Annotated in this window: 25 protein-coding genes; 19 read left to right on the plus strand and 6 right to left on the minus strand. The window is 63.7% G+C overall.

What is annotated here, in order from left to right; translation table 11 throughout:
• The first annotated feature begins 21 nt into the window (after window positions 1–21).
• The 11 genes from ABIE35_RS14865 to ABIE35_RS14915 all read left to right on the plus strand — a co-directional run bounded on the left by ABIE35_RS14865 (window position 22) and on the right by ABIE35_RS14915 (window position 10091).
• Window positions 22–1188: a glycerate kinase gene (locus tag ABIE35_RS14865; RefSeq protein WP_354516059.1), complete on the plus strand. Its 1167-nt coding sequence runs from the start codon at window positions 22–24 to the stop codon at window positions 1186–1188.
• Entirely contained in the window at window positions 1181–2530 is a 1350-nt protein-coding gene (gene allB, locus ABIE35_RS14870; RefSeq protein ID WP_091324862.1) for an allantoinase AllB, read from the plus strand. Before ABIE35_RS14865 ends, allB begins: the two co-directional genes overlap by 8 nt.
• 10 nt (window positions 2531–2540) lie before the next feature.
• Complete coding sequence (locus ABIE35_RS14875; protein WP_354516060.1) at window positions 2541–3281, plus strand: winged helix-turn-helix domain-containing protein; 741 nt, start codon at window positions 2541–2543, stop codon at window positions 3279–3281.
• Window positions 3282–3375: 94 nt separating this feature from the next.
• Window positions 3376–3843, plus strand: coding sequence for a thioredoxin-dependent thiol peroxidase (gene bcp, locus ABIE35_RS14880; protein ID WP_310210596.1), 468 nt, complete (start codon window positions 3376–3378; stop codon window positions 3841–3843).
• A gap of 210 nt (window positions 3844–4053) precedes the next feature.
• Window positions 4054–5172, plus strand: a complete 1119-nt coding sequence (locus ABIE35_RS14885; protein WP_354516061.1) for a PP2C family protein-serine/threonine phosphatase — start codon at window positions 4054–4056, stop codon at window positions 5170–5172.
• Window positions 5173–5191: 19 nt separating this feature from the next.
• On the plus strand, window positions 5192–7168 hold the full coding sequence (locus ABIE35_RS14890; protein ID WP_354516063.1) for a glycosyltransferase family 2 protein: 1977 nt from the start codon (window positions 5192–5194) through the stop codon (window positions 7166–7168).
• Window positions 7158–7490: an STAS domain-containing protein gene (locus ABIE35_RS14895; protein WP_310210605.1), complete on the plus strand. Its 333-nt coding sequence runs from the start codon at window positions 7158–7160 to the stop codon at window positions 7488–7490. The genes ABIE35_RS14890 and ABIE35_RS14895 overlap by 11 nt, the downstream gene beginning before the upstream one ends.
• On the plus strand, window positions 7483–7902 hold the full coding sequence (locus ABIE35_RS14900) for an ATP-binding protein (protein ID WP_354516065.1): 420 nt from the start codon (window positions 7483–7485) through the stop codon (window positions 7900–7902). The genes ABIE35_RS14895 and ABIE35_RS14900 overlap by 8 nt, the downstream gene beginning before the upstream one ends.
• A 277-nt stretch (window positions 7903–8179) precedes the next feature.
• Window positions 8180–8725 (plus strand): hypothetical protein, encoded by a 546-nt coding sequence (locus ABIE35_RS14905; RefSeq protein WP_354516067.1) that lies wholly within the window; start codon window positions 8180–8182, stop codon window positions 8723–8725.
• Window positions 8725–9810 (plus strand): C2 family cysteine protease, encoded by a 1086-nt coding sequence (locus tag ABIE35_RS14910; RefSeq protein ID WP_354516069.1) that lies wholly within the window; start codon window positions 8725–8727, stop codon window positions 9808–9810. Before ABIE35_RS14905 ends, ABIE35_RS14910 begins: the two co-directional genes overlap by 1 nt.
• A gap of 8 nt (window positions 9811–9818) precedes the next feature.
• Window positions 9819–10091 (plus strand): hypothetical protein, encoded by a 273-nt coding sequence (locus ABIE35_RS14915; RefSeq protein WP_354516071.1) that lies wholly within the window; start codon window positions 9819–9821, stop codon window positions 10089–10091.
• A 98-nt stretch (window positions 10092–10189) separates the two neighbouring features.
• Here the strand turns inward: ABIE35_RS14915 and ABIE35_RS14920 are convergent, their stop codons facing one another.
• Together ABIE35_RS14920 and ABIE35_RS14925 are read right to left on the minus strand one after the other, a co-directional pair.
• The gene (locus ABIE35_RS14920; RefSeq protein WP_354516073.1) at window positions 10190–11284 is read right to left on the minus strand and encodes a pyridoxal-phosphate-dependent aminotransferase family protein; all 1095 of its coding nucleotides are present in this window, start codon (window positions 11282–11284) and stop codon (window positions 10190–10192) included.
• Between the two features lie 26 nt (window positions 11285–11310).
• Window positions 11311–12552: an MFS transporter gene (locus ABIE35_RS14925; protein WP_354516075.1), complete on the minus strand. Its 1242-nt coding sequence runs from the start codon at window positions 12550–12552 to the stop codon at window positions 11311–11313.
• A 58-nt stretch (window positions 12553–12610) separates the two neighbouring features.
• Between ABIE35_RS14925 and ABIE35_RS14930 the strand changes: the two genes are divergently transcribed.
• The 7 genes from ABIE35_RS14930 (at window position 12611) to purM (ending at window position 18366) form a co-directional block, all read left to right on the plus strand.
• Entirely contained in the window at window positions 12611–13084 is a 474-nt protein-coding gene (locus tag ABIE35_RS14930; protein WP_354516076.1) for a winged helix-turn-helix transcriptional regulator, read from the plus strand.
• A 96-nt stretch (window positions 13085–13180) separates the two neighbouring features.
• A complete protein-coding gene (locus tag ABIE35_RS14935; protein WP_354516078.1) occupies window positions 13181–14011 on the plus strand; it encodes a phosphatase PAP2 family protein in 831 nt (276 codons plus the stop codon).
• A 154-nt stretch (window positions 14012–14165) separates the two neighbouring features.
• Entirely contained in the window at window positions 14166–14675 is a 510-nt protein-coding gene (uraD, locus tag ABIE35_RS14940; RefSeq protein ID WP_354516079.1) for a 2-oxo-4-hydroxy-4-carboxy-5-ureidoimidazoline decarboxylase, read from the plus strand.
• The gene (gene uraH, locus ABIE35_RS14945; RefSeq protein ID WP_017199951.1) at window positions 14672–15013 is read left to right on the plus strand and encodes a hydroxyisourate hydrolase; all 342 of its coding nucleotides are present in this window, start codon (window positions 14672–14674) and stop codon (window positions 15011–15013) included. Before uraD ends, uraH begins: the two co-directional genes overlap by 4 nt.
• A gap of 88 nt (window positions 15014–15101) precedes the next feature.
• Entirely contained in the window at window positions 15102–15434 is a 333-nt protein-coding gene (locus ABIE35_RS14950; RefSeq protein ID WP_354516080.1) for a hypothetical protein, read from the plus strand.
• A gap of 146 nt (window positions 15435–15580) precedes the next feature.
• A complete protein-coding gene (purF, locus tag ABIE35_RS14955; RefSeq protein WP_354516082.1) occupies window positions 15581–17212 on the plus strand; it encodes an amidophosphoribosyltransferase in 1632 nt (543 codons plus the stop codon).
• Window positions 17209–18366, plus strand: coding sequence for a phosphoribosylformylglycinamidine cyclo-ligase (purM, locus tag ABIE35_RS14960; RefSeq protein ID WP_354516084.1), 1158 nt, complete (start codon window positions 17209–17211; stop codon window positions 18364–18366). The genes purF and purM overlap by 4 nt, the downstream gene beginning before the upstream one ends.
• Before the next feature lie 111 nt (window positions 18367–18477).
• Here purM and ABIE35_RS14965 read toward each other — a convergent pair whose 3' ends face one another.
• From ABIE35_RS14965 to ABIE35_RS14975, 3 genes are all read right to left on the minus strand, one after another.
• Window positions 18478–19248, minus strand: coding sequence for a VOC family protein (locus ABIE35_RS14965; RefSeq protein WP_354516086.1), 771 nt, complete (start codon window positions 19246–19248; stop codon window positions 18478–18480).
• The gene (locus tag ABIE35_RS14970; protein WP_354516088.1) at window positions 19245–20027 is read right to left on the minus strand and encodes a VOC family protein; all 783 of its coding nucleotides are present in this window, start codon (window positions 20025–20027) and stop codon (window positions 19245–19247) included. Before ABIE35_RS14970 ends, ABIE35_RS14965 begins: the two co-directional genes overlap by 4 nt.
• A 185-nt stretch (window positions 20028–20212) precedes the next feature.
• Window positions 20213–20437, minus strand: a complete 225-nt coding sequence (locus ABIE35_RS14975) for a DUF3073 domain-containing protein (protein WP_011776148.1) — start codon at window positions 20435–20437, stop codon at window positions 20213–20215.
• A gap of 242 nt (window positions 20438–20679) precedes the next feature.
• Between ABIE35_RS14975 and ABIE35_RS14980 the strand changes: the two genes are divergently transcribed.
• The gene (locus tag ABIE35_RS14980) at window positions 20680–21516 is read left to right on the plus strand and encodes a septum formation family protein (protein ID WP_354516090.1); all 837 of its coding nucleotides are present in this window, start codon (window positions 20680–20682) and stop codon (window positions 21514–21516) included.
• Window positions 21517–21606: 90 nt separating this feature from the next.
• Here the strand turns inward: ABIE35_RS14980 and clpB are convergent, their stop codons facing one another.
• A complete protein-coding gene (gene clpB, locus ABIE35_RS14985) occupies window positions 21607–24264 on the minus strand; it encodes an ATP-dependent chaperone ClpB (RefSeq protein WP_354516091.1) in 2658 nt (885 codons plus the stop codon).
• Window positions 24265–24351: the final 87 nt, after the last annotated feature.

Here is a 24351-nt window from a genome sequence, read left to right on the forward strand (position 1 = left end):
GTAAAGGAAGGAGGCACCGGAATGCGTGTTGTCATCGCCCCGGACAAATTCAAGGGCTCGCTGTCCGCGCCCGACGTCGCCGAGCACCTGGCAACAGGACTGCTGGCGGGGTTCGGCCACGGTATAGAAGCAACACGCATTCCGGTGGCCGACGGCGGCGAAGGAACCATCGACGCCGCCATCGGCTCCGGCTTCACCCGCCGGACCACCACCGTCACAGGCCCGCTCGGCGAGCCGGTGAAGGCCGACTTCGCAGTGCGGGACCAGGAAGCTGTGATCGAAATGGCGGCAGCTTCCGGTCTCGCCCTCCTGCCGGACGGACCCACGTCCGACACGGCCAAAACCGCAACCAGCATCGGCACGGGCGAACTCATCCGCGCCGCGCTGGACCTCGGCTGCCGCAAGATCATCCTGGGTGTGGGCGGCAGCGCCAACACCGACGCCGGCGCAGGAGTCCTGCAGGGCCTCGGCGCCGTGTTCCTGGACAAGAACGGCAACGAGCTCCCCGGCGGCGGCGCGGCCCTGGCCGAGCTGGACACCATCGACTTCTCCAACTTCGACGTCCGCGTTGAGGCCACGGAGTTCGTGTTGGCGTCCGACGTCGACAATCCCCTTTTGGGGGCCAGCGGAGCCCCAGCCATCTTCGGTCCGCAGAAGGGCGCGACGCCGGACGATGTCACCTCGCTCGATGCGGCACTGAGCCACTTCGTGGACGTGCTCGCAGCAACCACCGGGCAACATGCCAAGTACGCCGCCAAGGCAGAAGGCGCTGGAGCAGCAGGCGGCGTTGGCTACATTACCATCGCGGCACTGAAGGCAGAGCGGCGGCCGGGTATCGACGTCGTGCTTGAATTCACTGAACTCGAGCGCAGGCTCAAGGGCGCGGACCTGGTGATTACCGGAGAAGGCAGCCTGGACGAGCAAAGCCTGCTCGGCAAGACCCCCATGGGCGTCTCGCGGGCGGCACAAAGGAACGGGGTTCCCGTGATCGCAGTGTGCGGCCGGAGTACCCTGAGCCGTGAACAACTCACGGATGCTGGCTTCCACACGGTCCATGCACTGACCGATCTGGAAAAAGATGTCCAAAAATGTATCGCTGAAGCAGGTCCGTTGCTTGAACAATTAGGTAGGCACATAGGCGTGTACCTGGCAGAACGGACCGAAAACAAGGAGTACCTCAATGTCTGAAGCAATCGGCGCCTATGACCTCGTTATCCGGGGCCAGCGCATCCTGACCACCGCAGGCCTCGCAGCACGCGAAGTTGGCATCCGCGACGGCGTCATCGTCGCCATCGAACCCCTGGGCAACGGCCTGACGGGCAACGAGGTCATCGAACTCGCAGACGACGAAACCCTCATCCCCGGTCTGGTGGACACCCACGTCCACGTCAACGAGCCCGGCCGCACCGAGTGGGAAGGCTTCGCCTCAGCCACCCGTGCCGCTGCTGCCGGTGGAGTGACCACCATCATCGACATGCCGCTGAACAGCATCCCGCCCACCACCACCGTGGACGGCCTGGAGCAGAAGCGTGTGGTCGCCAAGGACCAGGCGTTCGTGGACGTCGGATTCTGGGGCGGTGCCATCCCGGGCAACAAGAGCGACCTCCGCCCGCTGCACGACGAAGGCGTCTTCGGCTTCAAGTGCTTCCTCCTGCACTCCGGCGTGGACGAGTTCCCGCACCTCGATGCAGATGAGATGGAAGAGGACATGAAGGAACTCAAGTCCTTCGACTCCCTCATGATCGTGCACGCCGAGGACTCCCACGCCATTGACCGCGCCCCGCACCCCGGTGGCGACCACTACGAGACCTTCCTGGCCTCCCGCCCGCGCGGCGCCGAGAACAAGGCAATCGCCGAGGTCATCGAACGTGCCCGCTGGACCGGCGCCCGCGCCCACATCCTGCACCTTTCTTCCTCCGACGCACTGCCGATGATCGCTTCGGCAAAGCGCGACGGCGTCAACCTCACCGTTGAGACGTGCCCGCACTACCTGACGCTCATGGCCGAAGAAATCCCCGACGGCGCCACGGCCTACAAGTGCTGCCCGCCCATCCGTGAGGCCTCCAACCGTGAGCTCCTCTGGAAGGGCCTGCAGGACGGCACCATCGACTGCATCGTCTCGGACCACTCCCCCTCCACACTGGACCTCAAGGACCTGGAGAACGGTGACTTCGCCGTTGCTTGGGGTGGCGTTTCCTCTCTGCAGCTGGGCCTGTCCCTGATCTGGACCGAAGCCCGCCACCGCGGCATCCCGCTGGAGCAGGTCGTGTCGTGGATGGCCGAGAAGCCCGCCGCCCTGGCCCGCCTGCACAACAAGGGCCAGCTCGCCCTGGGCTACGACGCCGACTTCTCCATCTTCGCCCCGGACGAGGCCTTCGTTGTGGACGTCACCAAGCTCAAGCACAAGAACCCGATCACGCCGTACGACGGCCGTCCGCTGGCCGGCGTCGTCCGCAAGACGTACCTGCGCGGCACCCCGATCGACGGCCAGAACCCCGGCGGCAAGCTGCTCCGCCGCGGCAACGTTTAGGCCTACCGCCATGGCAGTCAATGCCTACGGGCCACCGCCTGCCCGCGGATCTTCCGCGGGCCGGCGGCCTGGTTTGAACGCGCGCGGCCTGGCACTTTGGGTCAACCCGGCCGAGGGCGACGAGATCGATCCTGAGGTCTGGGAGCGGGCAGCACGACTTGTGCTGGCCCGCGCCATGAAACTTGCCCCGGAGGCGGAAGTCCGCATCTGGCCCGCCACCGGGGCAGAGCACTCCGGCGTCGGCGACACTTCCTGGGGCGGCACTCCGCAGGAAGCCGCCGACGCCGGTACCAACGGCTCACTCTCGCTCGCCGATGCCCTCGCAGAGGCGCGTTCGGTGACCCGTTCTGAAGCCGCTTCCGACGGCGGCGACCGCACCGAAGGGGGCGGCAGCACCGCCGTCGAGCCCGTAACGTTAGCGAGCCGCCGCAGCCAACTTGCGGTGGACCTCGCCGCTGAAGTAGTGCTGCTGGACGGTGAGCCCGTGGCCTTTACTGGCATGGAATACAAGCTGCTCCGTTACCTCGTGGTGAACTGCTCACGGGCCATCAGTCGTGAAGAATTGCAACGTTTTCTGGAGTCATTTGACCTTCCCGGCGCGGCATTTCGCTCGATCGACGTTTATGTTGGAAGGGTGCGGCGGAAGCTAGGCTCCGCCCGACACACCGTCGCCACCGTCCGTGGTGGCGGCTACCAGTTCGTGCCAGGCCCTTATGCCACAGTGCGCGGACCTGCGGAATACAGCATCTGATTTCGCTGTTCTACTTCATTGACTTCGTTCTTTGAATGATCGCTGTTGTTTGAAATGACCGCCGGTGCATACCGGTTGAATGTAAAGGATCGCCATGACCCAGAAACTCCTCGTCGGAACGCAAGCACCTGATTTCGCGCTTCTCGACGCCGACGGCACCAAGGTCTCGCTGTCCGACTACCGCGGACGCAACGTCATTGTGTACTTCTACCCGAAGGCAGCCACTCCCGGCTGCACCACCGAGGCCTGCGATTTCCGCGACAACCTCGCCAGCCTGCAGGGCAAGGGCTACGACGTTATCGGGATCTCCCCGGATGGCCCCGAAGCCCTCGCCAAGTTCACGGGCGAGTTCGCCCTGACCTTCCCACTCCTCTCCGACGAAGACCACGCCGTGGCCCTCGCCTACGGTGCCTGGGGCGAGAAGCTGGTTGACGGCGAAATCGTCGAAGGCCTGGTCCGCTCCACGGTTGTGCTCGACGGCGAAGGCACCGTGAAGCTCACCCAGTACCAGGTATCCGCACAGGGCCACGTCCAGGCGCTCAAGGAAGAGCTGGGCGTCTAACCCTCTCTCACCTCCCGCGTGCTTGAGTGAAACCCTCTCTCACCTCCCGCGTGCTTGAGTGAAACCCTCTCTCACCTCCCGCGTGCTTGAGGGAAACCCTCTCTCACATAACTGCACAAATCATGTAACGCCCGCCCACTTTTGTGAGCGGGCGTTTCATGTGTCGTGACTAAACGTGACAAATACCCAGCATCATTAGTTAATGGAGCCATGGTCTCTTCCTCACCCGTGCGCCACGCCGTCGTTGTCGAAGATGACGCTGACATCCGCGGCCTCCTCGTCCTTGTCCTCGAGCAGCTCGATTTCGTGGTGACTGAAGCGCCTGACGGTCTCTCCGGCGTCGAGGCCGTCCGCAGCACCAATGCGGAACTGGTGACGCTGGACATCAACCTCCCGGACATCGATGGCATGGAAGTCTGCCGCCGGCTCCGTGAATTCTCCGACGCCTACATCCTCATGCTCACGGCACGGGCCGATGAGATCGACCGGCTCAACGGCCTGGACATTGGCGCTGATGACTACATCAACAAGCCCTTCAGCCCCAAGGAACTCCAGGCCCGCATCCGCGCCCTGTTCCGCCGGGCCCGCACCCCCGCCGCGCCAGCCGAAGACACCCGCCAAACGGACGAACTCGAGCGCGCTGCCGTGGTGCAGCAGAGCCTCCTGCCCCGCGAAACAGTCCGCCTTGAGGGATACGACGTCGCCGGCGCCTTCCGCCCGTCACGCAGCGTGGGCGGGGATTTCTACGACTGGTACCAAACCCGGGACGGCATGCACCTGACCTTCGCGGACGCCATGGGCAAGGGCATGGGCGCGGCACTCATCGCTGCAACAGTACGCGCCGTGATGCGTTCCGTGGCAGACACCCCGGCCATCGACACCGCCTTCGGCTCGGCCAGCGCCACCATCACCTCGGACCTGGACCAGTCCGGCTCCTTCGTCACCATGTTCCACGCGCGGCTGGACGCTCCGTCCGGAAGACTCAGCTATATCGACGCCGGCCACGGCCTTGCGCTGTACATCCCCGCTGAGGGGGCGGCGCAGAGGCTCGTTTCAGCCGGCCCGCCCGTGGGCATCCTCGACGGACAGCACTGGCCGGCCGCTGAGCTTCAGCTGGAGCCCGGAGACTCACTGGTGATCGTCAGCGACGGCGTGCTGGATGCCCATGCATCCCTTGAAGATTTCATCCGGAATGTGGAGAAGACGGCGCGGATCCAGGGCACCTCAGAGGATATCTGCGCCGCGCTCCTTGAGCTGGCACCTGCTGCAACAGCGGAAGACGACGTGACCGCCGTCGTCGTTCGCCGTCAACCCGGCATCCGGAACTAAAGTACAAAAAAGGGGGATAATGACACGTTTCTGGACTAGGCTCCTAGTTGTCCTGACAGTCATTCTGGGCGTCAACTATGTGGCTTGGCGTTGGATGGCGTCGCTGAACTGGGACGCGTGGTGGATCGCCGTTCCGTTGGTGATCGCTGAGACGTACAGCCTCATCGACGTGATGCTCTTCGGGCTGACCGTGTGGAACCTCAAGATCCGCAAGCCACCGCCCCCTGCCCCGGCCGACGCGACCGTGGACGTCTTCATCACCACCTACAACGAGCCGCTGGACCTGGTGATGACCACGGCCCTCGCCGCCAAGGACATCCGCTGGCCCCACAGCACATGGATACTCGACGACGGCGACCGCCCCGAGATGCGCCAACTCGCCGAGTCGAACGGGATTGGCTACGTGACGCGGGGCGCGGACTGGACGCCGGACATGCCGCGGCACGCCAAAGCAGGCAACCTGAACAACGCGCTCATGGTCACCTCAGGCGAATACCTGTTGATTCTCGACGCCGATCAGATCCCCGAGCCTGACATCCTGGCCAAGACGCTGGGCTACTTCAACGACGACCGCGTGGCGTTGGTCCAAACCCCGCAGTACTTCATCAACGTCCCCGCCGACGATCCCCTGGGCAGCCAGGCGCCACTCTTCTACGGGCCCATCCAGCAGGGCAAGGACGGCTGGAACGCTGCGTTCTTCTGCGGTTCCAACGCGATCCTCCGCCGGGAAGCCCTCATGCAGCTGGGACTCGTGGGCTACGTCAAAGCCACGGAGAAGAGCGTGCGCCAGGCCCTCGCTGCGTCCCGATCGGCCATCAAGAAAGCACGCCGCTCCGAAGAGGCCCGGAACCCGCTGGTGGAGCAGATGCTCAACGAAGTGGAAGCCGCCACCAACGCAGCCCAACAGGAACTTGAAGCACGGGTATCCCTCAGCGAGATCACGTACCGCGTGCGCCGCAAAGTGGACGAAGCCGTGCGCACCCTCGTGGCCGCCGACTTCTCCGCGCTCCAATCCGACCTTGAAGAGATTGCCGCGATGGAACTGGCCCACGTCGGCGAGTCCGGTGTGACAACTGTGGCGAGTGACGCCGTCGACCGTATGTCCGGCCGCGACTGGTCCCCCTTGGGTGCGCTCGAGTCGGTCCACGCCGTCCTGGACGCCATCTCCGTGGAACGCACCGACGAAGCCCAGCCGATCATGCCACTGGCCACCATCTCAGTCACCGAGGACATGGCCACGGCAATGCGGATCCACTCGCTGGGTTGGAAGAGCGTCTACCACCACGAAATCCTGGCCAACGGACTGGCACCCGAGGACCTCAAGACCATGCTCACCCAACGCCTCCGCTGGGCCCAAGGCACCATGCAGGTCCTCCTTCGCGAAAATCCCCTGGTACAGCCCCGGCTCTCCTGGGGCCAGCGGCTCATGTACTTCTCCACCATGTGGAGCTACCTGAGCGGTTTCGCGGCCGTGGTGTACTTCGCTGCGCCCATCATCTACCTGACGCTCGGGATCCTGCCGGTGAGCAGCCTGAGCTTCGACTTCTTCATCCGCTTCATCCCGTTCATGGTGGTGAACCAATTGCTCTTTGTGGTCGCCGGGCACGGCATCCCCACGTGGCGCGGCCAGCAGTACAGCCTTGCGCTGTTCCCCACTTGGATCAAGGCATGTACGACGGCGGCCCGGAACGTTTGGTTCGGACGTCCCCTTGGGTTCGCGGTCACCCCCAAGGCCCGGCAGAACGGTGGGCCGAGTTGGAGCCTCATCCGGCCGCAGATCATTGTGGCTGTGTTGTTGGCCATCGCACTGGTTGTGGGGATCGCCCGTCTTTTGACCGGCCTTTCGGAGCCACTGGGAACGCTGGTGAATGTTGCGTGGGTAGCGTTCGACCTCGTGGTCCTGAGCGTGTTGGTCAAGGCAGTTTTGTACAAGGGTTTCGTGCCTGAAGATGGTGGGCTGGAGCGCCCCGAAGAAAGGAATGCAGATGCAGTTTAGCTATGAGGTCAAGGACGCCTACGCGGAGGTCAAGAGCGTAGGACGCTTGAACATGGTGGCCGCGCCCAAACTCCGCGAAGTAGTGAACGAGGTAGTGGCAGGAGGGTCCAGCCGGGTAGTGGTCAATCTGGCCGAAACCGACTTCATGGACTCTTCCGGCCTCGGAGCGCTCATCGGTTGCCTCAAAGCAGCCCGCCAGGCAGGCGGCGACCTCCGCATCTCCGGAGTCCAGCCTCAGGTCAAGATGGTCCTGGAACTGACCAACATGGACCGGGTGCTCACGGCGTACCCCTCAGCCGAGGAGGCGTTCGGCGATGACTGACGTCATCGCCCGCCGCGGCTTCCATGGGCCATCCAACGAGGACGCGATCGAGGCAATCCACAACGAGCTGGACGCCCTCTGGGACGATGCCTCCTTTGTGCCCGATATGGATCGGATGACCTTTGCCACCGCACTCATCGAGGCAGCCGCCAACATCGTGCAGCACGCGCTCCCCGTGGCAGAGAAGCCCGTGGAGATCGACGTGGACATCAGCGTCTGCCCCACCCGGCTGGTGGCCCGGGTCAGTGCGCACAACGCCCGTGAGCCGTTCGCGAGCGACATGCAAGCCTCGATGCCCGACTCAGAAGCCGAATCCGGGCGCGGACTCGCTTTGATCGAGGCCCTGGTGACCACGGTGACGTTCGAGCGCCAGGACGGCACCAACACCTGGATCCTCACCCGCGACACCTGACCCTCTCTCACCTCCCGCGCCCTTCCCGCCGACCCTCTCTCACCTCCCGCGTGCTTCCCGCCGACCCTCTCTCACCTCCCGCGCCCTTCCCGCCGACCCTCTCTCACATCCCGCGCCCTTCCCGCCGACCCTCTCTCACCTCCCGCGTGCTTGAGCCAAACCCTCTCTCACCTGCACGGGTTGTTCTGCCCATCGCGCGGCGCAACGCAACGTGAAAGCATTCGGTGAGATCCGCCGTCGAACGTTATCTGAAGCTGGGGACGAAATGAACCGCCGCATGCACCGTAACCCTTGGGCGCTGGCCGCTGCCCTTGCGGTGATGGCTGTTGCTGCAGGCTGCAGCGACACCCCCGACGGACCAACCCGCGAACCCAGCAGCGCGCCGCCTGTCACCGCCGAACCAGCCCCGGTGGCAGAAAGCGTCGCCAAGTACGATGCTCTGACCGCCGACCTTGTTGCGGCCTTGGAGGCAAAGATGCCGGACATCACGTGGTCCGTGGATGACCCGGCACGCCTGAGCCGCACTGACGACGGCAGGTGCATGCTCGCCCCACGGAGCATGAAGAGCAGCGCGGACATCGTGGAACCATCAAAGAGTTTTGAGGACGTCTTTGCAGTAGCGGATCCGGTCCTGAGAGAGCACGGCTTCCCTTCATTCGACGGAACTGATCCCGTGCCGGGCGGCTGGGTGGTCACGCGCAGCACTGACGCTGCGGGTGCCACGGTGACCATCCGATCGAAGTTCCCGGCTTATCTGGACGTCACTGTTCCGGTGAAATCCGAGAAGTGCGATACCAACGAAATTCCTGAGGGGGGCAAGTAATGCCGGGATTTTACGGTGCTGACATTGAACAATTGCGGGCACTGGCAAAGACGATGTCGCGGCACTCGGAACGGATGACCTCCCTGTCCACGGAGCTGGGTCACCTCATTAGCAATGCGCGGTGGGATGGCCGGGACGCTGCGATGTTCCGGGCATCGTGGGACTCCGAACACCGACCCATGCTCAAGAAGATCTCCAGCGAGCTGCAGACCCAGGCCAAAGAGCTGATCCGCAACGCAGATGAGCAGGACAAGTCCAGCGCGGGTGCTTCCGGCTCTGATCATTCCGGGCGGGGCGACTCAAACCCGCCCGGCGACCCAGGTCCCCTGGACCCCGACACCCCCGACGTCGATGTACCCGGGGACGTCCGCAACGACCCGGACGCCGGCGACCCCAGCGACATCAACCAAGGACAGATCGGCGATTGCTGGCTGCTGGCCGGAATCGGCTCGGTGGCCCAGGTTCTGGAACGTGAAGGAAAGCTCGACGAATTCCTTGAGGAGCACATGCGTCCCGTCGGTGATCCCCCGACGCACTGGGTGGTCACACTCTACGAAGACGGAGAGCCCGTGGAAGTCACTGTGGAGGCCAAGTCCACCGAAGGCGGTGTCCGCGGTGCCGATGGCCAGCCCAACTGGTTGTCCATCTACGAGCGCGCGGCAGCCGAACACCGCGGCGGGTCCTATGACGACATCGACGGCGGATTCAGCAACGAAGCCATGGAACTGATGACCGGGCAGTCCGCCGACAAGGACGGCGAACTGAACTTTGATGACATCGAGGACAAGCTCTCCGACGGCCAAGCCATTTCCGTGGGCACCGAAGACGTCAAGGACGACGACTTCGACTGGGTCTGGGAGTCTGACGAAGTCAACCGCACCGACGTCGTGCCCAACCATGCCTACGTTGTGGTTGATGTGAAAACCAACGACGACGGTGAGAAAGTCATCGTCCTGGCCAACCCGTGGGGTCCGTCCGGCGGCTACTTGGAGGACGACGACGACCACAAGTCCGGCACGCTGGAACTGACCGAAGATGAGTACAAGGAAAACTTCGACTCCGTGTACTCCGTGGACGTGAAGTAAGGATGGCCGTGGAACAGCTCGTAACAGTCAAGCAAGGCATGCAGCCAACCTTCGACGGCGTCAAAGTGGGCGTGGTCAAAATCGGCATCGCCGACGGCGCCCCCGCTATCCAGTTCTGGATCCGCACCGCCGAACAACAGCGCAAGCAGGCCTTCCGTGAAGGCCAATCGGTCACGCTGCCTGGCGCGGGCTTGTTGACGGTCACGTCCATTCAGCCCGCTGATGGCAGCACCGCAGCCTCCGCGACGTTAACGTACGACGCCGGTCACGTCACCGATTGATGGTCGGCGTCGAAAGGTGAGAGAGCGACACGCCCAAACACGCGGAACGTGAGAGAGCGACACCCCCAAACACGCGGAAGGTGAGAGAGGGTGCGGGGCTAGGCTTTCGCGATCGCCTCTTTCAGCGCTCCCAGCACCAGCGTCACCGAGGCGCTGTTCGCATTCGGGCCCATCATGCCAATGCGCCACACCGTATCCGCGAACTCCCCGACACCTGAGCCGATTTCCATGCTGAAGTTCTCCAGAAGGTAAGCGCGGACGGCAGCCGAGTTGACGCCGTCGGGCACTTTAACCGTGGTGAGGCTCGGCAACCGGGAGCCCTCAGCGGCGAACAACTCAAGCCCCATCTCCTGTAGCCCTGCCTGCAAGGCGGCACCTGCGGCACGGTGCCGGGCCTGCACGACGTCGAGCCCTTCGGCGAGGATGCGGTCCAGGGCGGCTTCGAGCCCGGCAATCATGGTGACCGGCGCGGTGTGGTGATAGGTCCGGGCGCCACTGGCCGCGCCCACGTACCCGCCGAGCAACCCGATATCGAGGTACCAGGAACGCGGGTCCTTGATGCGGCGCTCGAAAGCGTGGTCCGAGACGGTGAAGGGTGACAGCCCCGGCGGGACGCCCAAGCACTTCTGGGTCCCGGCGTATCCGACGTCGATACCCCAGTCGTCCGCCAACAGTTCCAGACCGCCGATGGAGGTGACGGCGTCGGTGATCAACAGGGCGTCGCCCTTCCCTGCGCCCAGCGCGGCGATGTCGGAGAGCACCCCGACGGATGTCTCAGCGTGGACGGCGGCGATGACTTTCGGATGAGGATGCGCCGAGAGGACACGGTCGGCGTCGACAGGCTGGCCCCATTCGTGATCAACCCGGACCACCGTGGCCCCGCAGCGCCGTGCGACCTCGCACATTCGCGCCCCAAACAGTCCGTTGACAGCGATAACTGCAACGTCGCCGTCGGACACGGTGTTCACGAAAGCCGCTTCCATCCCGCCGGAACCTGTGGCACTCAACGGCAGCGTGCGCGCATTGGACGTTCCCCAGACAGTCCGGAGTCCCTCGCATGTATGGTCGAGCCGCTCGATGAACACCGGATCAAGGTGCCCCAGCACGGGGTAGGCCAAAGCGGCCATGGCTTCGGGGTAGCAATTGCTCGGGCCGGGACCGAACAGGAACCTGGACGTCAGAATGTCTGGCATGTGCGAACTCCTTCAGCTGGTTGAGGTCATTCTGCCCCAGCGTGCTGTGCGGAGCGAACCACGCCCCGCACGGCCGCTCTGGAGGACCGGAGCCGGTCCATTCCCCAGACCGCCAGCGCGAGCACAGCAAAAACAGCGCCCAGGACACTGGCCCCGGTCCAACCCCAGGCGTCGTAGACCGGCGCAACAGCTGCCGCACCCGCTGCACTTCCCACGGAATAGAACACCATGTAGCTGCCGATAATGCTGCTGGCCGACTCCTCAGCTCCCGCCACGATCAGGGTCTGGCTGCTGACATGAACGGCCTGCACCGCAGCGTCGAGAACGATGATGCCGGCAACGAACCACAGCAGCGACCAACTGCCGAGGGACAAAGCCACCCAGGAACCCAGGAGCGCAACGAGGCTCCAAGCCGTAACCCGTTGCCCCCACCCACGGTCCGCCGCAGCGCCTGCCCGGGATGCGGCCACCACACCCACAAGGCCGGCCAGCCCAAAAAGTCCAATCACGCTCGGGGAAAGGTTCCAGGCCGGGCCACTGAGCAGCAACGACATGCCGCTCCACAGCACCCCGAAGGACGCGAACAGCAGCATGGTGATGAGCGCCCGTGTACGGAATACGCGATCACGCCGCGTCAGGACCACTACCGATGAGACAGCCCGCCAGTAGCGCACCCTGCCCCTCCCGGCCCTTTCCTGGGGCAGAGCGCGAAAAACCGCGACGGCGAGGACCGCACCTGCCACCGCCGCGAGAACGTAGACAGACCGCCATCCCCACAGGTCCGTCAGGCCTCCCGCCAGCGTCCGGGCAAGGATGATGCCACTCACGACGCCGGCAGTGACGGTGCCGATGTTTCCGCCCCTTTGGTCCGGGGTGCTGGAGGCGGCGGTATACGCCACGATGGTCTGGACCACCGACGAGGCCAATCCGAGGAGCAGGAAGCCACCCAGCAGGGCCGTCGGCGAATCTGCCAGGGCCACCACGGATCCGCCAAGGGCCGTCGCCGCGATATGAAGGGTGATGAGCACCCGGCGGTTCATTACATCCCCCAGCGGCACCAAGAGAACCAGCCCAAGAAGGTATCCGGCCTGGGATGAGGCCACAATCAAGCCCACTCCGGATGTTGGTATCCCCAGGTCCTTCCCGATGCGATCAAGCAGGGGCTGCCCGTAGTAGATGTTGGACACCATGAACCCGGCCGCCACAGCGAGCAGGAACAACAAGCGACGGCCGAGTCCTCGGCTTGATTCCTTCAGGGGTGTGCTCACAGCGCCTCCATGGTTGGTTTCATAATGCAACTATTCGACCTTATGGCAGAATGGTTTCATGTTGCAACCAAGTGAAGTTGAGTGGACGGATCCTGAATGCCCCGTGGCCAGAGCCGTGGACCTGGTGGGCGATAAATGGACCCTGCTCATCATTCGGGACTCGCTGGACGGCAAGCGGCGCTTCTCCGAGTTCGAGAGATCACTGGGTGTGGCTAAAAACATCCTTTCGGACCGCCTCCGCCTCTTGGTGGACAGGGGCGTCCTGACCAGGATCCCCAACGAACGGGGCACCCGAAGCGAGTACGAGCTGACCGATGCGGGGCGCGATCTGTTCACCTTGGTCCTCAGCCTCCGGCAATGGGGCGAGCGCAACGCCTTCGCCCAGGGAGAGGAACACTCGGTCCTCATCGATCCCGTCTCGGGTCACCCCGTCCCCGAGCTTCGGCCAACCGGCGAGGGCGGCAAAAAGCTTGGCCCGGAGCAGACGCTGCTGGTCAAAGCAGGCCAGTCTCCGCCTAACAACGGGACATAGTGCGGCCCTGCCAGAGCGGTACTCCCAGGAACCTCAGGGCAGCAACTGCTAAGGTTGCTCACCAATACTGAGGCCGCCACGGATAGGGGACATTGAGTGACGACTGAAGGAAAAGAGGCGCCAGAGCAAGGCGTCCGCGGCGAAGTAAGCCAGGACAGGTTCGTCGCCGGGCAGGACCTGACCAACTGGAAATCCCCCGCAGGCCGGACACTGGCCCGAGGCGCCGAAAAGGCCACGTCACTGCTGGGGCCCTACGCCGCGCTCATCATCACCTTGATAGTAGGGCTCGCTGCAGCCCTCTCGCTGGCCCTGGTCTTCGGCGAAGTCTACGAGTCCGTAACCGAAGCCGACGGTGTTGCAGGTTTGGACGATCCCGTCCTGGCCGCAGCAAAGAGCGTGCGCTCTCCCGCTTTGGATTCGGCCACCACCGCCTATACGAATATTGGCGGCACCGTGGGCATGCCCCTCATTGCCGTTGGCATCATGATCTTCCTGGCCACCAAGCGGCGATCATGGACACCGGTCATCCTGATGCTTGCTGCCGGGCTGGGCTCCCTGGTCATCACCATTTTGGGCAAGCCAATCTTCGGCCGCGCCCGCCCGGACATCGCGGACGCCATTCCTCCCTACGAGCATTCCGCGTCCTTCCCCAGCGGCCATTCACTGAACTCCATCGTGATTGCCGGCATCGTGGCTTACCTGATCATCCTGCGGCTCAAGACCTTGCGGGCACGGATCGTCACCATACTGGTGGCCGGGGCCTTTGCCTTCACCATGGGCCTGAGCCGCGTTTACCTTGGCCACCATTGGCTGACGGATGTCCTGGCAGCGTGGGCTATCGGCGTGGCATGGTTGGCCTTGGTAATCACCGCCCATCGCCTGTACCTTACGGTGCGGACAAGGCGCCACAGGGCGGTAGTCTCTTGACACCAAGCCGACCACTCGGCTTAACTGAATTACGTATGCTGAAATAACAGTTCCATGATGCGGAAGCTCGAAGTAAAGGCTTCCTCTTGCACCAGCAGGAGTTCCGCATAGCCCACACCATGGATGCCAGCATTTGCACGAGGATGTCACAAGCATGGAGCTTGCAGAATTCAACAGTGTTGACCGGGACGAGGCCATCAGGATCCTGACCCCCTGCCTGGATATCAGCCGCTGGGTGGAGGCCATCGCTGACGCGCGGCCCTTCGCCACCGTCGACGAACTGCTGGGCCAGGCCCAGCGCGCCGCCGAACCCTTCACCGCCGCCGAGGTGGAGTCCGCCATGGCACACCACCCCCGCATAGGCGAACGCCCCAAGGCCCAGACCACCGAGGCCGCAATGTCGCGTTCGGAGCAGGCCGGAGTGGATCCTGGAGACAGCCACACCACTACCGCCCTGGCCGAGGGCAACCGCGCCTACGAGGAAAAGTTCGGCAGGGTCTTCCTGATCCGTGCTGCCGGCCGCAGCGCCCAGGAAATCCTGAGCACACTTCAGGAACGCATCACCCACACCCCCGAAGAAGAAGACACAATTGTGGCTGGGCAGCTGCGGGAGATCGCATTGTTGCGCCTCTCCGGCTTGGTCAGCGAAGGAGTCAACGCATGAGCGTTTCACAAGTAACCACCCACATCCTGGACACAGGTTCCGGTCGCCCGGCGGCGGGTGTCGCCGTCGTACTTTATGTCCGCGAAGGTGACGACTGGACCTTGGTGGCGAAGGGCGAAACCGACGCCGACGGCCGTATCAAGACCCTTGGCCCGGAGCGGATTCCGGGCGGCGCCTACCGCCTGAACTTCGCCACGGGCGCGTATTACGAGGGCCTCGGCACCGAGACGTTCTTCCCCGAGGTTGACCTGAACTTCACAGTTTCCGACGCCGGCGAGCACTACCACGTCCCGCTCCTGCTGAGCCCGTTCGCGTTCTCGACGTACCGCGGCAGCTAACCCCGAAGTTTGTGTACAGATAATGCCCCTAAGGCGACTCCTTGGGGGCATTATCTGTACACAAACGCCGAACGGTACGCTTGAAGGCATGGCTTCAGACGACACCACCCCCAACTCCGCCCGTCGCGAGATCACGGTCCGCCGGGCACCCAAGTTTGTACCCTTCATGATTTTGGGAGCAGTGGTTGGTGCAATCGTGGCCGCCATCATCGCGTACGGCCGCCAGGCCGACCCCGCTTTCGACGCCGGCACAGTGTTCGGCTTCTTCCTCATCGTTTGCGCGGGCGGCGGCGTCATCCTCTTCTCCATCCTTGCCCTGATCCTGGACCGCATCAGCGTCAAGCGCTCCAAGCGCGCCGTAGTGGAAGCCGTTCCGGATTCGGTTCCGGACCAAGGCCCAGAGAACGACGACGTCCGCTAAGTCGGGCGACCGGCCCGCCTCTTCGGGGGGAGCCGAATGTGAGACACACCGCATTTTTGCGGGAACACGCCAGTTTTGCGCACGTCCCCGGGGTCACATAGCCGGCGGGGGAACGTACCACGGCCACAACATGAGACAATCGACCAGTGGCACGTGGCGACGGAAAACTTTCTCATGATCTTCTCCCCGGCGAAAAAGGCCCTCAGGACGCTTGTGGCGTCTTTGGGGTTTGGGCTCCCGGTGAAGAAGTAGCAAAACTCACCTATTACGGGCTGTATGCGCTGCAGCACCGCGGACAAGAATCGGCTGGTATAGCTACCAGTGACGGCAAGCGCATCAATGTCTATAAGGACATGGGGCTTGTGTCCCAGGTCTTCGATGAGACAACCCTGAACACCCTTACCGGGCACCTGGCCGTTGGCCACTGCCGGTACTCCACCACCGGTGCAAGCCACTGGGCCAACGCGCAGCCAACACTGGGTGCGACAGCAACCGGCACGGTTGCCTTGGCCCATAACGGCAACCTGACCAACACCGCTGAACTCCGGGAAATGATCCTTGAGCGCAACGACGGCCAGCTGACCGGTGAAATGAAGCAGGGCAACACCTCGGACACCGCACTGGTGACCGCGCTCCTTGAAGGTGAAGAGGGCAAGACCCTGGAGCAGACTGCACTGGAGCTGCTGCCCAAAATCAAGGGTGGCTTCTGCTTCGTCTTCATGGACGAAGGAACCCTCTACGCAGCCCGCGATACCTACGGTATCCGCCCGCTGTGTCTTGGCCGCCTCGACCGCGGCTGGGTTGTCGCTTCCGAGCAGGCCGGCCTGGCCACTGTTGGTGCGAGCTTCATCCGCGAGATCGAGCCCGGCGAATTCATCGCCATCGACGAGGACGGCGTCCGTTCGCAGCGCTTCGCCGAGGCGACTCCCGCCGGCTGTGTCTTCGAATACGTCTACCTCGCCCGTCCGGACGCTGCCATCGCCGGCCGCTCCGTGTACGAGGCACGCGTTGAGATGGGCCGCCAGTTGGCCCGCGAAAACACGCATGAGGCCGACCTCGTGATTCCCGTTCCCGAGTCCGGCACACCTGCAGCTGTTGGGTACGCCGAACAATCCGGAATCCCCTTTGCCCATGGCTTCGTCAAGAACGCCTACGTGGGCCGCACGTTCATCCAGCCGTCGCAGACCCTGCGCCAGCTGGGTATCCGGCTCAAGCTCAACGCCCTGGAGTCCGTGATCCGCGGCAAGCGCATTGTGGTGGTGGACGATTCAATCGTTCGCGGCAACACCCAGCGCGCCATCGTCCGGATGCTCCGGGAAGCCGGTGCCGCCGCGGTGCACGTCAAGATTTCTTCCCCGCCGGTCCAGTGGCCCTGCTTCTACGGCATCGACTTCGCGTCCCGCGCGGAACTCATCGCCAACGGCGCCACCATCGAGGAGATTTCCCAGGCGATTGGCGCTGACTCGCTGGCCTACATCTCCGAAGACGGCATGATCGGGGCCACCCAGCAGCCGCGCGAACGCCTCTGCACGGCCTGCTTCACCGGCAAGTACCCCATCGAGCTGCCGCACGCGGACAAGTTGGGCAAGAACCTGCTGGAACGCACGGACCTTGGCGGCTTGGAACCAGTCGCCCAGTCCGATTCAGTGGACGATTCCGAGGATCCGGCCGAGAAGCCGGGCGCCACGGGTTGCGATCCCGGACCCGACGCCGAATTCGAGAACCTGCTGACCGACGCTGATCGTTTGACCGACGCCGACAAGAAAGAGTCTGTATGAGCTCCGCAACACCCGCCGCTGGAAGCACCCCGAACACAACAGGTATCACCTACGCTTCTGCTGGTGTCGACGTTGAAGCGGGCGACCGCGCAGTCGAACTCATGAAGGGCGCCATCAAGGCGACGCACAACTCTTCGGTGATTGGCGGCGTCGGCGGTTTCGCTGGCCTGTACGACGTCTCCACGCTGCTCACCTACAAGAAGCCGCTGCTGGCCACGTCCACTGACGGTGTTGGCACCAAGGTAGCCATCGCGCAGGCCATGGACATCCACGACACCATCGGCTTCGACCTGGTGGGCATGGTGGTGGACGACATCGTCGTTGTAGGTGCTGAGCCGCTCTACATGACCGACTACATCGCTTGCGGCAAGGTTGTACCGGAGCGGATCGCAGACATCGTCCGCGGTATCGCTGCTGCCTGTTCCGTTGCCGGCACCGCCCTTGTTGGTGGCGAAACCGCTGAGCACCCGGGTCTCCTGGGCGAGCACGAGTACGACGTCGCAGGTGCCGCAACCGGCATCGTCGAGGCCGACGCCCTGCTCGGTCCGGACCGCGTCCGCGCCGGCGACGTCGTGATCGGCATGGCCTCTTCCGGCCTGCACTCCAACGGCTACTCCCTGGTCCGCCGCGTCATCAACCACGCCGGTTGGGCCTTGGACCGCCAGGTTTCCGAGCTCGGCCGCACCCTGGGCGAAGAACTCCTGGAGCCGACCCGCGTTTACGCAGCCGACTGCCTGGACCTTGCCCGCACCTTCCCCGTTACGGGCGGCGCGGCAGTCCACGGCTTCAGCCACGTCACCGGTGGTGGCCTGGCCGCCAACCTGGCCCGCGTCCTCCCGCAGGGCCTCGTGGCCACGGTTGACCGCAACACCTGGGAACTCCCGGCCATCTTCAAGCTGGTCTCCGAGCTCGGCAACGTGCCGCTGGCCGACCTGGAGCGCACGCTCAACCTCGGCGTGGGCATGGTTGCCATTGTCTCCGCCGAAGCAGCCGACGCCGCAGTGGCCCGCCTCAACGACCGCGGCCTTCCGTCCTGGGTCATGGGCACCGTTTCAGCTGACAGTGACTCGATCGACAAGACCGGCCCGGACTACGTCCAGGGTGCCAAGGGCGTCGACGGCGGCGCTGTCCGTTTGGTGAACGCGTACGCCTAAGCGGTTAATCGCCTCGTAAAGAGACCTAAAGAGAGCGGCCGGGCTGATCACCCGGCCGCTCTTTTGTTTCTCCTCTACCCATCTCAGTAGATCTGCGACCCAGTTGGGTTCCTAGACCTGGATCAGGCTCAGGATTCCGCCCTGCGGATCCTGGATGGTGGCCAGCGATCCCGTCTCAGGCTTGTCCTCCGGCTCCACCAGGAGCTCTCCCCCGGCTGCGACTGCCGCTTCCACGGCTTTACCCAGGTCCGCCACGCCGAAGTAGATCTGCCAACCAGCCTCGTCGCCCTCATCGGCAGGAACAATGCCAGCCACTTCGTCGCCCTTGACCATCAGCGTGCTGTAGCTGCCGCCGTCGTCCTGGGGGTATTCGGTCACCTCATGACCGAAAAGCTGCTGGAAGAACGCGACGGCGGACTGCGGCTCGGGCGTCAACAGTTCAGCCCACGCCAATGCGCCGGGCTCGTTGAACAAATGACTTCCTACGTGCGTTCCAGCCTGCCAAACGCCAGTGGTTCCGCCGCCGGGAGGTTCGATGAACGCCAGGACCCCCGTGTCCGCGACAGCTTCGGGACCAAACTGGAGCTTCCCGCCTGCGTGAACGGCGTCGTCGGCAATTTCTTCAGTGTCCGTGGCGGCGATATAGATGTTCCACTGGCCATGCGTTCCCGCAGCCTCCTGCATGGGGTTCTGCGGTGCGATCACAGCCACCAGCTGATCCTTGACGAATGCTTGAGCGTAACTTCGGCCATCAGGAGTGGGAAGGTCCTTGAAACTCCACCCGAAAACCTGCTGATAGAAATCCTTGGCCGCGGCCACATCCCTGGTCTGAAGGTCAGCCCAGCACGGCTCACCACTGGCGTAATGTTTCCGTGCCGTCATGCTGTGAGGCCCGTCATGATGCTGAATGCCGCCCCGGCAGGATCCATGAGGACGGCCATGCGACCCACTCCCGGCACGTCGAAGGCCGGGGCAATGACATGGCTGCCCAACTCAACGGCCTGATCCACAGTGGCATCGATGTCCACCACGTTGAAGTAGGTCATCCAGAACGGCGACAACCCCTCAATGGGCAACTTCAGGGCACCTGCAACCCGTCGACCCTCCACCAGCAGGCTGGTGTACTCCTGCAGGTCACCGGCCGGTTCAGTTTCGCTGGTGCACCCTGTCACAGCCTCGTAGAACGCTACGGCTTTGGGGACGTCATTTGTTTGCAGCTCATTCCAAATCATGGTCCCCGGTTCATTGACCAGGCCTGATCCCGGGTGGTTGCCTGCTTCCCAGAACCCGATCTGGGCTCCGGTGGGATCTGTGGCGAAGAACATACGCCCTGAACCGTTTGGGACGGAGTCAGGAGGGGAAAGCAGGGTTCCTCCAGCCTTTTCCACACGCTGCGCCGCTTCATCTGCCGAGTCCACAGCCAGGTAATTTGCCCAGTAGGATGGCATCCCTTCCGGAGCATCGGGCATCTGCTGCATCATTCCGGCAATGTAACGCCCCTTGAGCTTGGCCATGTAGTAGGTCATGCCGTTCCCGGCGTCCATGGCATCCAGTTCCCATCCAAAGAGGTCGCTGTAGAAGTTCCTGGAAACGTCAATGTCGTTGGAGGAAAGGTCCACCCAACATGGTGTCCCCTGTTTGTAACTGTCAGCCTCCGGCATGGCTTTCCTTTCGATGCGCTCGAACCTCCAGCCTACGCAAAAAAGGGCCCCCAGGGTACGCCAATGAATGACGTGCCCTGAGGGCCCTTTTTCAAAAGATAGACGGCATCCGAAAATGCGCGTTGACCTTGAAGTACGACGGCGGTGCGCTACTCAGTGCCTACGGCACCTGTTGGTTGCGACAGCTATCCGATCCGGCGGGTGTCAACCTCGTCGTCGTCGTCTTCCGCGTACTTGTCCTCATAAGCCGAATAGTCCGGCTCCGGGGGATCGTCGGGGAAGTGGCTCTTGACACGACTGGACGGACCCGTGAGCTCCCGCTCAAGTGCCGAATAGTCAGTGTTCGGGGAGTAGTACTTAATATCCCGAGCCTGCTTGGTAGCTTTTGCCTTTTGACGGCCGCGCCCCATGGCGTGACCCCCTTTTGTACTTGGACCGGAGGTGGTCACCTTGGCTATCGGTGAGGCCCCGGAATGTTTGGTCAATTTGTCGTATGTCTAGATTACATGCTTTCAGGAGTGCCTGTGCGCCACCACAGGCCCGCGTCCATGCCGACTCAGGCCAAAACCAGCGCCAAACACCTCCCCGGGGGCCAAAAATTGGGTAGAGTCTGCCTCAATGCGGCGTCACAGCAGGAAGGCACACTCCGGAAATGAGCCAGGACAACACTCCACCGCGCGATGGTTCACCACGCGATCAGGACAAGGACGGGGTGCCGCCTGCGCCCAAAAGCCCTCCGCCCGCCGCTGGTGAGCAACCTCCCGCAGCCCCGTTGACGCCGCCGTCGGGACTCCAGGCGGATCCTGCACCCGAACTCGACCCCGATTTCGTGCCCGACCCAGGGTCGCAGCCGGATCCCGCCCTGCCGCCCACCGGTGGGCAGGCGCCTTCCTACGCCAGTGAATATCCCGGACACCAGCCTTATCCGGGGCAGCAACCCTATCCAGGGCAAGAGTCGCCTCCGGAACCCCACGGTGATCCAGTCAAGCGGCAGCGACTGGTCATCGGCGGAATCGTGGTGGGCGTACTCGCACTCATCGGCGTGGTGATCTGGGTGCTGCTGAATCTGTTGGGAACCCGCCCCGAAGCCGCTGTTACCACCCCGAGCGCCACAGCGACACCGGGTCCACTCCCCCGTGACGCCAACTCCAAGGACTACCAGGTGGGCGACTGCTTCGCCGACTTTGATCCCAACGCCAGCGAGGCACGCGCAGTAGCCTGCGATACCGAACACTCGGCCCAGCTCATTGGGGTGCACGTGTACCCGGGCGACGATTCCTTCCCGGGAACCAACGCCCTGCGGGACAAGGGTCGAGAGGTGTGCAAGGCCGCCGTGGCAAAGCTCACCCCGGCAGCGGACAATTACGTACTGCTGCAGCAGAACGTCTACCCGAGCACCACCAGTTGGGACAGGGGCGACCGACGCCTCGATTGCTTCATCGTGGTGGATTCAGGCAACACCATCAAGGAAGACCTCCTGCAGAAGTAGCCCGCCGGCTGCACTTGCATCCTGCGGGCTACTTTAAGCGGGCTGCGCTCCGGTCCGGCCACTTCGGGCCGGCCGTACTTCCTACGGACCTTACTTCCGGCGGACCGTGAGGCCCGTTCCTACGGGAGCGCCGCCGTCGGGGCTGGTCAGCGCCTCGAAGCCCTCAACGGTGAGCTCGTCCAGGTCAGCTGCGGTGTCTACCAGCACGGTGTCTCCATCGCTGATTTCGCCGGCGAGGATCTCCTTGGCGAGGCGGTCTCCGATCTCCCGCTGGACGAGCCGTCGAAGGGGCCGGGCACCGTAGGCGGGATCGAACCCGGACATGGCCAACCATGCACGTGCTCCGTCCGAAACTTCCAGGCTCAAGCGGCGATCCCGGAGTCGGTTGCTGAGCTCGGCCACGTGTAGCTCCACGATCCGGGCCAGCTCATCCACGGAGAGTGGATCGAACAGCACGATCTCGTCCAGGCGGTTCAGGAACTCCGGCTTGAACGATGCCTGCACCACAGCCATGACAGCCTCGCGCTTGGCCTTGGCGTCCATGGTGGGGTCTACCAGGAACTGGCTTCCGGAGTTGGACGTCAGTACCAGGATGGTGTTGCGGAAGTCCACGGTGCGGCCCTGACCGTCGGTGAGGCGCCCGTCATCGAGGACCTGCAGGAGGATGTCAAAGACCTCCGGGTGGGCCTTTTCCACCTCGTCCAGCAGCACCACGGAATAGGGCCTGCGACGCACAGCCTCGGTCAACTGACCGCCCTCCTCGTAGCCCACGTATCCGGGAGGGGCACCCACCAGACGGGCTACCGAGTGCTTCTCGCTGTACTCGGACATATCGATACGGATCATGGCGCGTTCGTCGTCAAAGAGGAAGTCCGCCAATGCCTTGGCCAGCTCCGTCTTACCTACGCCGGTGGGGCCCAGGAACAGGAACGAACCCGTGGGGCGATTGGGATCGCTGATGCCGGCGCGGGCACGGCGCACAGCGTCGGACACAGCCTGCACAGCCTTGCTCTGCCCGATCAGGCGTTTGCCAAGCTCCTCTTCCATATGGAGAAGCTTCTGCGACTCACCTTGCAGCATGCGGCCGGCTGGGATCCCCGTCCAGGCGGAGATCACCTCGGCGATATCGTCAGCGGTCACGTCTTCAGCAACCATCAGTTCGGGCTTGGAGTCACTCCGGGCCGACTCCTCCTCAGCAGCGGCGCTCAACTCGCGTTCCAGTGCGGGCAGCTCGCCGTAAAGGATCCGCGACGCCGATTCGAGGTCGCCCTCGCGCTGGGACTTGTCCGCGGCGGAACGCAGTTCGTCGATCCTTGCCTTGAGCTCGCCCACCCGGTTGAGTCCGGCCTTCTCAGCTTCCCAGCGCGCATTCAAGGCGCTGAGTTCCTCGTTCTTGTCGGCTTTGTCCGCGCGGAGGGCAGCCAGCCGTTCCACCGATGCGGGATCGGTCTCGCCTTGCAGGGCCAGCTCTTCCATAGTCAAACGGTCGACGGCGCGGCGGAGCTGGTCGATCTCCTCCGGCGCGGAATCGATTTCCATGCGCAGGCGGGACGCGGCCTCATCCACAAGGTCGATGGCCTTGTCCGGGAGCTGGCGTCCGGAGATATAGCGGTTGGACAGAGTAGCCGCGGCCACCAACGCGGAGTCCGCGATGGCTACCTTGTGGTGCGCCTCGTAACGCTCCTTCAGCCCACGAAGGATACCGATGGTGTCCTCCACGCTGGGCTCGCCCACGTACACCTGTTGGAAGCGGCGCTCCAGCGCGGGGTCCTTCTCAATGTTTTCCCGGTACTCATCCAGGGTGGTGGCCCCGATGAGGCGAAGCTCGCCGCGGGCCAGCATGGGTTTGAGCATGTTGCCCGCATCCATGGCGCTCTCGCCAGTGGCGCCAGCACCTACTACCGTGTGGATTTCGTCGATGAACGTGACGATCTGGCCGTTGGAGTTCTTGATCTCCTCAAGGACGGCCTTCAGACGCTCCTCGAACTCGCCGCGATACTTTGCGCCGGCCACCATGGAGGCGAGGTCCAGGGCGATGAGCGTCTTACCGCGCAGGCTCTCCGGGACGTCACCGGCCACCATGCGCTGGGCCAGGCCCTCAACGACGGCTGTCTTGCCAACGCCGGGCTCACCGATGAGGACGGGGTTGTTTTTTGTGCGGCGGCTCAGGACCTGGACAACACGACGGATCTCGCTGTCGCGCCCAATGACCGGATCCAGCTTGCCGGAGCGCGCCACGGCAGTGAGGTCGGTGCCGAACTTCTCCAGCGCCTGGAAGGTGTTCTCCGGGTCCGGGGAGTTGACGTTCCTGTCCCCCCGGACACCCGGCAGCGCGGCAAGCAGCGCCTCATGGGAGGCACCGGCGTCGCGCATCAGCTTTCCGACGGCGTCACTTCCGGCCGAGAGTCCCAACAGCAGATGTTCAGTGGAGACGAAGGAGTCGCCGAGTTTGTCGGCCTCGTTCTGGGCAGCCTGGATGGCCTGCATGGATTGGCGCGACAACTGCGCCTGCTGGACAGAACTGCCTGAGGACGACGGCAGCGCTTTGATGGCCGAGCTGGCTTGCACGCTCACGGCATCAGGGTCCGCTCCGGTGGCTCGCAGCAGGGCCACCGCGACGCCTTCACGCTGGTCCATCAGCGCCTTCAACAGGTGTGCGGGCTCAAGCTGCGGGTTGCCGGCAGTCGAGGCATTCATGGCGGCCGCAGAAAGGGCCTCCTGGCTTTTGGTGGTGAATTTGACGTCCAAAGAGTGCTCCCTTTCTGGAGTGGATCCGATGCTTTCAAAGTTGAGTCTACTACGCTCAAGTTTGATTTAAGACCCACTGGGTTCCAT

It is taken from the genome of Paenarthrobacter sp. 4246 (genome assembly GCF_040546855.1).
In the GTDB taxonomy this organism is placed as follows: domain Bacteria; phylum Actinomycetota; class Actinomycetes; order Actinomycetales; family Micrococcaceae; genus Arthrobacter.

Bases quoted from the DNA above. Each gene is read 5' to 3' on its own strand.
- ABIE35_RS14950 (WP_354516080.1), top strand. From the start codon at position 15,102: ATGGCTTCAGACGACACCACCCCCAACTCCGCCCGTCGCGAGATCACG.
- allB (WP_091324862.1), top strand. From the start codon at position 1,181: ATGTCTGAAGCAATCGGCGCCTATGACCTCGTTATCCGGGGCCAGCGC.
- uraD (WP_354516079.1), top strand. From the start codon at position 14,166: ATGGAGCTTGCAGAATTCAACAGTGTTGACCGGGACGAGGCCATCAGG.
- ABIE35_RS14895 (WP_310210605.1), top strand. From the start codon at position 7,158: ATGCAGTTTAGCTATGAGGTCAAGGACGCCTACGCGGAGGTCAAGAGC.
- ABIE35_RS14965 (WP_354516086.1), bottom strand. From the start codon at position 19,248: ATGACGGCACGGAAACATTACGCCAGTGGTGAGCCGTGCTGGGCTGAC.
- ABIE35_RS14930 (WP_354516076.1), top strand. From the start codon at position 12,611: ATGTTGCAACCAAGTGAAGTTGAGTGGACGGATCCTGAATGCCCCGTG.
- ABIE35_RS14865 (WP_354516059.1), top strand. From the start codon at position 22: ATGCGTGTTGTCATCGCCCCGGACAAATTCAAGGGCTCGCTGTCCGCG.
- purM (WP_354516084.1), top strand. From the start codon at position 17,209: ATGAGCTCCGCAACACCCGCCGCTGGAAGCACCCCGAACACAACAGGT.
- ABIE35_RS14905 (WP_354516067.1), top strand. From the start codon at position 8,180: ATGCACCGTAACCCTTGGGCGCTGGCCGCTGCCCTTGCGGTGATGGCT.
- ABIE35_RS14910 (WP_354516069.1), top strand. From the start codon at position 8,725: ATGCCGGGATTTTACGGTGCTGACATTGAACAATTGCGGGCACTGGCA.
- ABIE35_RS14885 (WP_354516061.1), top strand. From the start codon at position 4,054: ATGGTCTCTTCCTCACCCGTGCGCCACGCCGTCGTTGTCGAAGATGAC.
- ABIE35_RS14980 (WP_354516090.1), top strand. From the start codon at position 20,680: ATGAGCCAGGACAACACTCCACCGCGCGATGGTTCACCACGCGATCAG.
- ABIE35_RS14890 (WP_354516063.1), top strand. From the start codon at position 5,192: ATGACACGTTTCTGGACTAGGCTCCTAGTTGTCCTGACAGTCATTCTG.
- ABIE35_RS14900 (WP_354516065.1), top strand. From the start codon at position 7,483: ATGACTGACGTCATCGCCCGCCGCGGCTTCCATGGGCCATCCAACGAG.
- uraH (WP_017199951.1), top strand. From the start codon at position 14,672: ATGAGCGTTTCACAAGTAACCACCCACATCCTGGACACAGGTTCCGGT.
- ABIE35_RS14975 (WP_011776148.1), bottom strand. From the start codon at position 20,437: ATGGGGCGCGGCCGTCAAAAGGCAAAAGCTACCAAGCAGGCTCGGGAT.
- ABIE35_RS14875 (WP_354516060.1), top strand. From the start codon at position 2,541: ATGGCAGTCAATGCCTACGGGCCACCGCCTGCCCGCGGATCTTCCGCG.
- ABIE35_RS14970 (WP_354516088.1), bottom strand. From the start codon at position 20,027: ATGCCGGAGGCTGACAGTTACAAACAGGGGACACCATGTTGGGTGGAC.
- ABIE35_RS14920 (WP_354516073.1), bottom strand. From the start codon at position 11,284: ATGCCAGACATTCTGACGTCCAGGTTCCTGTTCGGTCCCGGCCCGAGC.
- bcp (WP_310210596.1), top strand. From the start codon at position 3,376: ATGACCCAGAAACTCCTCGTCGGAACGCAAGCACCTGATTTCGCGCTT.